This window comes from Candidatus Acidiferrales bacterium (assembly GCA_036514995.1).
Taxonomy (GTDB): domain Bacteria; phylum Acidobacteriota; class Terriglobia; order Acidiferrales; family DATBWB01; genus DATBWB01.
Genome location: DATBWB010000108.1, coordinates 1 through 2,897 on the forward strand (window position 1 = coordinate 1; position 2,897 = coordinate 2,897).

The 2,897-nt window shown below is 62.1% G+C and carries 1 protein-coding gene; it reads left to right on the top strand.

Annotation, left to right across the window (positions count from 1 at the left end; all coding sequences use genetic code 11):
- Positions 1 to 128 precede the first annotated feature (128 nt).
- Positions 129 to 2,633, top strand: coding sequence for a diguanylate cyclase (locus VIH17_07710; GenBank protein ID HEY4683118.1), 2,505 nt, complete (start codon positions 129 to 131; stop codon positions 2,631 to 2,633).
- Positions 2,634 to 2,897 lie beyond the last annotated feature (264 nt).

Here is a 2,897-nt window from a genome sequence, read left to right on the forward strand (position 1 = left end):
GGAGGCATCTCGATGGCCGAATCGCTTTGCAAAAGGGAAGGCTTGGGGTATAAAGTTTGCGTTTGCCCGGTCCTTGATCTTCTCGCCCGGCGGGGGAGGAGACGGTCCCCAGCAGGAATTCCCGAGCAATGCCGGAAGAACTGGAAAAGCACCTGGAACGCGCCAAGAAATTCCTTTCCCGGAATCGGGTAGAGGACGCCATCGAAGCCTACCGCGCCGCCTTGCAACTCGATTCCGGCAACGTGGAAATCCTCCGCACGCTGGCTGAACTCTACACGCGCCTGAATGATGCCGGGCGAGCAGGCGAGCACTGGGGTTTGCTCTTTGACCGCTATACGGCAACCGAGGACGCCGCCAAAGCGGTGATGCTCTATTCCAAATATCTGCGCTTCGCGCCCCAACCTCCTGAGCGACGGCGGTTGCTCGCCATCATGATGGAAAAGCAAGGCAAGCCGGAAGCTCCCGAACACTATGCGGCTGCGGCCGACGCCTTCCAACGCAGCGGGCGGGGCGAAGCGGCGCTCGAGTGCTGGGAACGAATGGCAGCGCTGCAACCGGATCGGCTGGAACTTCAGTTGCGGGTGGGCGAGCTGGGCGAGAAGATTGGCCGCCAGGATTGCGCGGCGCGCGCCTGGCGTCGCGCCGGACAGCTCGCCCTTGCCGAAGGCGACACCCGCAAAGCACGCGAGTGGCTCGAGCACGCGAACGAGCTTGTGCCGGGGGATCGGACGACGTCACTGGCTTTGGCCGAAACCTACCTGGCCAAGTCACAGTCGCAGCAAGCGGTGCACCTCCTACGGCCGCTCGAACCTTCCTGCATCGACGACCCGGGGTTCTTGTCCACCTACGGCGAAACGCTTATGCAAGAGGGGCATCTGGGTGACGCGGAACGCATCCTGGAGCGGCTCTATCGTCTTCGACCCAACGGCTTTGATCGCCTCTTTGAACTGACCAGCCGCTACTTCCAGGCGAAGCAAACAGGCACCGCGATGGCCCTTCTTGGCCGATTGCGGCAGCGGCTGAGCGAGGCGCGACGCTTGGCCGAATTCGAGGAACGGCTGCACAGCCTCTGGCAAGACAATCGCTCCAGCGGCTCGCTCGGCGAATACTGCGCCACCTTCTACCAGGAACTGAACCGCGAAGTGCGGCTGTTTGAGGTGCTGAGCCAGCTCTTTGACGTCTATTTCGCCGAACGGAAATTCGACCAGGCCACCGACGTCCTCGAACAGTTGGTGGACATTGATGCTTACGAAGGGGGCCAGTCAGGGCGGCTCGAGGAGTTGCAGGGGAAAGCCGACCCGCGGCGGTTGAGCGTCATTCGCCAGCGGATCAATCAAGCTTCGACTGTCCGCGCGCCTCAAGCGGCGACGGCCACCGGGAGCGAAGGGGCGGCAGAAGCCGTCGCGCTTGATATCGAAAGTGAACGCCAGCGCAACCAGCTCGAAGACATGATGGTGCAGGTGGAAATTTTTCTGCGCTATTCCTTGCGGGCGAAGGCGATCGAGAAACTCGACCGCATTGCCGAGCTCTACCCTGAGCAAGGCGAACGCAATGAGCGCCTCCGGAGCCTCTTTGCCCAGGCCGATTACTGGCCCAAGATCACCCAGCCAGCCGTCCGCACCGAAGAGCCGACGACGCCGGTGAGCGACCTGGCCAAAATTTCTGAAATCACTCACGCCATCTATCGCCAGGCCGTCCCGAAAGGGGTAGTGGCCACGGCCGTCAATGAAATCGGAAAGTACTTGCGCGTCAGCCGATGCCTGGGAGCGATTGGCGCCCCCGGCGGGTCGCCCACCATGGCCGCGGAATTTTGCGCTCCCGGAATCTCCGCTTGGTCGGCGAGCGACATCTTGAAGTTGCTGTCGTTGGTCGGGCAGCAGGCGCCGGACGCTTCCGGCGTGGTGGCGTTGGAAGCCGGTCAGGTGCCCGAGCTGCGCCATCTGGACATCGAGTCCGGTCTGGCCGTCACGCTGGTGGACAAGGAGCAGCAGGTTCCGGCCGGGGTTTTGCTGATTGAGCAGTCGGGTGAGGCGCGCCGGTGGAAGCCCAGCGAGATCTATATGCTCAAGACGCTGGGCGACCAGGTGGTGATCGCCGTGAACCATGCTCGGCTGCGATCGCTGATGAAGACGCTCTCTGTCTCCGACGAACGAACGGGATTGCTCAGCCGCAGCTCTTACTTGGATTGTTTGCTGTCGGAGATGGGCCGGGCGAAAGTGCAAGGCACCCCCCTGGCGGTGGCGGTGGTGGAAGTAGATCACGGCCAACAGATTGCCCATCAGTTTGGGGAGATGGCGGTGAACACGGTGATGGAGCGGCTCGCCCAGGGCGTGCTGGCCAACGTTCGCCAAAATGACATCGCCATCCGCTATGGCGCGTGGTCGATCGCGCTCGTCTTGCCGGACACGACTGCCGCCAACGCCAAAGGGTTCTACGCCAAGCTCGGCCGGGTGACCGGCAACCTCAAGCTGACGGCTGACGCCAAGCCGGTTTCGCTGAGCGCGGCGATCTGCGAGGCGGCCGTGCGGCCCGACTACGAGGTGGAAGACGCCGTCACCGACCTGATCAACCGGGTTGAGTTTTCGCTGGAGGAAGCACACCGCCGCGGCGGAAACTGTACCATTGAACTTTGAACTCGAAACGCGAAAAACGAAGCCCCTTACTTGGCAATTTTTGTTTTTCGAATCTCGAAAGGACAGCTTTCTTAGTCCACTGTTCGAGGACAAGTGGAAAAGAAAATGGAAATCCGTGATGTCGTGATCGTGGCTGGCGCGCGCACCCCGATGGGCCGGTATCTGGGCGCGCTCAAAGATTTCACGGCGATGGAACTGGGCGCGATCGCCGGCCGGGAAGCCATTCGCCGTTCCGGGATCGAGCCGGAAGCCTTCGATCACGTG

Coding starts and splice junctions, on each gene's coding strand:
- VIH17_07710 (HEY4683118.1), top strand. CDS start 129: ATGCCGGAAGAACTGGAAAAGCACCTGGAACGCGCCAAGAAATTCCTT.